Origin of the sequence: Allobosea sp. CER48 (genome assembly GCF_044752385.1) — a bacterium.
Lineage (GTDB): Bacteria > Pseudomonadota > Alphaproteobacteria > Rhizobiales > Beijerinckiaceae > Allobosea.
This window is the reverse complement of sequence record NZ_JBIWYK010000281.1, coordinates 1-4,193: the sequence shown is the minus strand read 5'-3', so window position 1 is coordinate 4,193 and position 4,193 is coordinate 1. Positions and strand designations below refer to the sequence as shown.

Sequence of the window (4,193 nt, the reverse complement as noted above, 5' to 3'; positions counted from 1 at the left end):
GCCCCAAAGCGGTGCACCGGCCGCAATGTCGCAGTTTCCGGGCTTTCCCTGCGCATCGGAACGCCCTAAATCAGCGCAACGCCTGCGGCCGGCTCCGGTATCGCGGCAAAGCCATTCATGCGTGCCCGAAGCCGCAAGCCTAACGGAAGCTGCCTCATGTCTCTCGTCGATTCCGTCCGCAAGGTGATCGTGCCGATCCACAAGGAAGGCTATGTCTTCATCGCGATCGGGCTGGTCGCCACAATCATCCTCGCCAATCTCTGGTCGCCCTTCGGCTGGATCGGCGCCATCATCACGGTGTGGATCTGCTATTTCTTCCGAGACCCGGTCCGCGTGACGCCGCAACGGGAAGGGCTGGTGATCTCGCCGGCCGACGGGCGCGTCAGCCAGATCGCGCAGGCGCTGCCGCCGCCGGAGCTCGAGCTGCCGGCCGAGCCGATGACGCGCATCTCGATCTTCATGAACGTCTTCGATTGCCACGTGAACCGCGCGCCGGTTCCCGGCCGGATCGCCAGGATCGCGTATACGCCGGGTCTCTTCCTGAATGCCGAGCTCGACAAGGCGAGCGACGACAACGAACGTAATGCGCTGGCGATCGAGACGACCTCCGGCGTCGTCGGCGTCGTGCAGATCGCTGGCCTGATCGCGCGCCGCATCGTGCCCTTCGTCAAGCAGGGCGATACGCTGGGGACCGGAGAGCGGTTTGGCCTCATCCGCTTCGGCTCTCGCGTCGACGTCTACCTGCCGACGCACGTCGTGCCGTTGATCGGTGTCGGGCAGACCGCAATCGCCGGCGAGACGGTGCTGGCGGACATGAGCGGGAACGAGCCGGTCGCACGCTGCTTCCGCGACATCTGAGGGCAGGGTGGGGACGACGCTCCCCGCTTCGCCTGCCGCCGCTAGCGCAGACCCGAGAAACCGCGTATTTCGGCTGGCATGAGCGACCTGTTTCCTCCCTTCGAGCCCGAGCGCGCTGAATCGAAGCGCGCTCGCTTCAAGCCGATTCCCTTCAGATTGCTGGCGCCCAACGTCATCACGCTGCTGGCGCTCTGCCTCGGCCTGACAGCGATGCGCCTCGTGGTCGAGGGCAAGCTCGAGACGGCAACGATCTGCATCCTGATCGCTGCCGCACTCGATGGCGTCGACGGTCGCTTGGCACGCCTGCTCAAGGGCACGTCGCGCTTCGGCGCCGAACTTGATTCGTTGTCGGATTTCGTCAATTTCGGCGTCGCCACAGGCTACGTGCTGTGGATCTTCGTCCTGCACGACCTGAAGTCCTTCGGCTGGATCATCGTGCTGACGCTGGCCTGCGCCATGGCGCTGCGTCTCGCCCGCTTCAACGTCATGATCGACGACCCCGACCGGCCGGACTGGCAGAAGGACTTCTTCGTCGGCATGCCCGCGCCGGCCGGCGCCATCACGGCGATGCTGCCGGTCTATCTCCACATCATCGGTGTTCCCGTGCAGGAGTACGGCGCGCTCTTCGTCGGTATCTACATCCTGTTCATCGCCTTCCTGACGATCTCGCGCATTCCCTGCTATGCCGGCAAGACGCTCGGCACGCGTATCCCGCGTACGCAGGTCCTGCCGATCTTCGTCGCGGTGGTGATCGTGGCGGGGCTGCTCTTCGCCTACACCTTCGAGGTGTTGACCGTCGTCGTCGTGGCCTATCTGGCGCTGATTCCGGTGAGCGTGGCGCGGTACCGCAAGCTGGAGCGAGAGCACAATCAGCAGGCAGCGATCGCCGGGACGGGCGGGGATGCTCCGCAGAATCCCATCTGAGTTACTTCCGCGGAGCGGTGCGCTCTTCTAGCGCCGGTTGCCCGTGAGCCGGGCGGCGTTGGCGCGCGTGCGCCGCGCGAAGGGCTCGAGCGTGCTGTCGGCGACCCTGACCGCCGCCGCCGCAAGGTCAAACTGGCCGGGCAGATGCAGCGCCATGCCCCACCACAGTGCGGTGGTCGCCTGGGTGGCAGCCACGCTGCTCTCGACGACGGCGGAAACCTTTTCCAGCACGGCCTTCGTCGCCTCGCGCTGGCCACGGCTGTCACCGAAGGCGCCTCTAAACAGGATCGGCATCCGCATCGCTATGGTGAGCCCGGCTTCCGCCTGCATGGTCAGCACGCGCGCGGCAAGCACCTGCGCATCTGCTCCTGCCGCTATGGCTGAGCGCGATGACCTGCGCGTGCTCGGCATGGATGAACTCCCGAAAGGACGCGGCGTAACGCCGAGGGGCATGAAGTCTGCCGTTGCGAGCCGCGCTTGGCAACTATTGGTATACCAGTTCTCCCGCCTGACTTTTATGCACTGAGCGCGGGACGACCGCCTTCAGCCGCAGTTGCCATGCCTCCCGCGCGCTGCGGTTGCGGATTTATCGCGCCGCCGAAATGCTCTAAGGCTGGTGGCGCGCCGGTCGCGTCGGCGTGCGAAACGCGTCAGGTCGTCTTTGAGTCTCTTTTCCTCCCCGAAACATCCCGGTTGGCGGCCGATGCTCGTGCTCGCCTCGGCTTCGCCCCGGCGCCTTGCATTGCTGGAACAGGCCGGGCTCAAGCCGGATGCGCTGCTGCCGGCAGATCTCGACGAGGCGCCGCACAAGGGCGAGCGCCCGCGCGACCTCGCCCGCCGGCTTGCGCGCGAGAAAGCCGAAGCCGCTCGCGAAGGCGCACGGGCCCGGTCGGATCTGGAAGGGTGCTATATCGTCGCGGCTGACACGGTGGTCGCCGTCGGTCGGCGTATCCTGCCAAAGGCTGAAATCGTCGACGAGGCGGCGGCCTGCCTGCGCCTGCTCTCCGGCCGTGCACACCGCGTCTATACCGGCGTCGCATTGGTGACGCCTTCGGGCGCCATTCGCGAGCGCATCGTCGAGACGCGGCTGCGTTTCAAGCGCCTCTCGACCGAGGACATCGAGAATTACCTCGCCTCGGGCGAATGGCGCGGCAAGGCCGGCGGCTACGCGATCCAGGGCGTTGCCGGCTCATTCGTCGTCAAGCTGGTCGGCTCCTATACCGGCGTCGTCGGCTTGCCTCTCTATGAGACGGTCAATCTGCTCGGCGGCGAGGGCTTTCCGATCCGCTTCGGCTGGATGAACGCCGCCTGAGGGGTTGCCTGTCCGCGCCCGCCGCCTGATCCTCTCGCCGCACGCGCCTCTGGAACAGGCGCGCGAGGGAGGAACGCAGAAATGACAGGGCGTCTGAGCGGCAAGGTCGCGGTCGTGGCCGGCGCGGGATCGAGTGGGCCGGGCTGGGGCAACGGCAAGGCGACGGCGACCATCTTTGCCCGTGAAGGTGCGCGCGTCGTTTGCGCCGACATCAATCGCGATGCCGCCGAAGAAACCGCCGGGATCATCCGCAACGAGGGCGGCGAGGCTTTCGCGCTCAAGACGGATGTCACGAAGGCCGAGCAGGTCGCCGATCTCGTCGCCCATGCGCTCGGGCGCTACGGCCGGATCGACATTCTCGACAACAATGTCGGCATCGCCGAGGTGGGCAGCGTCGTCGACCTGCCCGAGGATGTCTGGGAGCGGGTGTTTCGCGTCAATCTGACCGGTGCCTTCCTGGCGATGAAGCACGTGGTGCCTGTGATGCAGCGCCAGTTCGAGGAGACGGGCGCGGGCGGTTCGATCATCAACATCTCATCGATCGCCTCGATCCGGCATACCGGCGTTCCCTATGCGAGCTATTCCGCGACCAAGGCCGCGCTGAACCAGCTGACCCGAACCACGGCCGTGCAATTCGCACCACAGAAGATCCGCGTGAACGCGATCCTGCCAGGGCTGATGAAGACGCCGATGGTCGAGCACTCGGCCGGGCTGGCAGAAGCCTATGGCCATGGCGATGTCGAGGCGATGTGGGCGGCCCGCGCCGCCCAGGTCCCGATGGGGCATATGGGCGAAGCCTGGGACGTCGCCCATGCCGCGCTCTTCCTTGCCAGTGACGAGGCGCGCTATGTCACCGGCATCGAACTCGTGGTCGATGGAGGCATCACGCTCAAATATGACTGAGAAAAACAAGCCTGCGCCTGCTGCGAAGCCTTGCCCGATCTGTGGCAAGCCCGCGGTGGCGCGATACAAGCCGTTCTGCTCGTCCCGCTGCGCCGATATCGACCTCGGCCGCTGGCTCAAGGGCAGCTATGTGATTCCCGGGGAGCCGATCGACGAGACCGAGGAGGCTCCGGCCCAGCGCGAACGCGAGGATTGA

6 protein-coding genes are annotated in these 4,193 nt (G+C 66.1%); 5 read left to right on the top strand and 1 reads right to left on the bottom strand.

Annotation, left to right across the window (positions count from 1 at the left end):
- Window positions 1-117 precede the first annotated feature (117 nt).
- Both ACIPIA_RS11305 and ACIPIA_RS11300 read left to right on the top strand, forming a co-directional pair.
- Window positions 118-858, top strand: coding sequence for a phosphatidylserine decarboxylase (locus ACIPIA_RS11305; protein WP_400509519.1), 741 nt, complete (start codon window positions 118-120; stop codon window positions 856-858).
- A 78-nt stretch (window positions 859-936) separates the two neighbouring features.
- Window positions 937-1,782 carry a CDP-alcohol phosphatidyltransferase family protein gene (locus tag ACIPIA_RS11300; RefSeq protein ID WP_400509518.1) on the top strand — a complete coding sequence of 282 codons (846 nt, stop codon included), beginning with the start codon at window positions 937-939 and terminating at the stop codon, window positions 1,780-1,782.
- Window positions 1,783-1,809: 27 nt separating this feature from the next.
- Here the strand turns inward: ACIPIA_RS11300 and ACIPIA_RS11295 are convergent, their stop codons facing one another.
- Entirely contained in the window at window positions 1,810-2,136 is a 327-nt protein-coding gene (locus ACIPIA_RS11295; protein ID WP_400509516.1) for a hypothetical protein, read from the bottom strand.
- A 349-nt stretch (window positions 2,137-2,485) separates the two neighbouring features.
- Here ACIPIA_RS11295 and ACIPIA_RS11290 point away from each other — a divergent pair, with 349 nt between their 5' ends.
- The 3 genes from ACIPIA_RS11290 (at window position 2,486) to yacG (ending at window position 4,193) form a co-directional block, all read left to right on the top strand.
- Window positions 2,486-3,094, top strand: a complete 609-nt coding sequence (locus tag ACIPIA_RS11290; protein ID WP_400509514.1) for a Maf-like protein — start codon at window positions 2,486-2,488, stop codon at window positions 3,092-3,094.
- Between the two features lie 81 nt (window positions 3,095-3,175).
- Window positions 3,176-3,997 carry an SDR family NAD(P)-dependent oxidoreductase gene (locus tag ACIPIA_RS11285; protein ID WP_400509512.1) on the top strand — a complete coding sequence of 274 codons (822 nt, stop codon included), beginning with the start codon at window positions 3,176-3,178 and terminating at the stop codon, window positions 3,995-3,997.
- Entirely contained in the window at window positions 3,990-4,193 is a 204-nt protein-coding gene (gene yacG, locus ACIPIA_RS11280) for a DNA gyrase inhibitor YacG (RefSeq protein WP_400509510.1), read from the top strand. Before ACIPIA_RS11285 ends, yacG begins: the two co-directional genes overlap by 8 nt.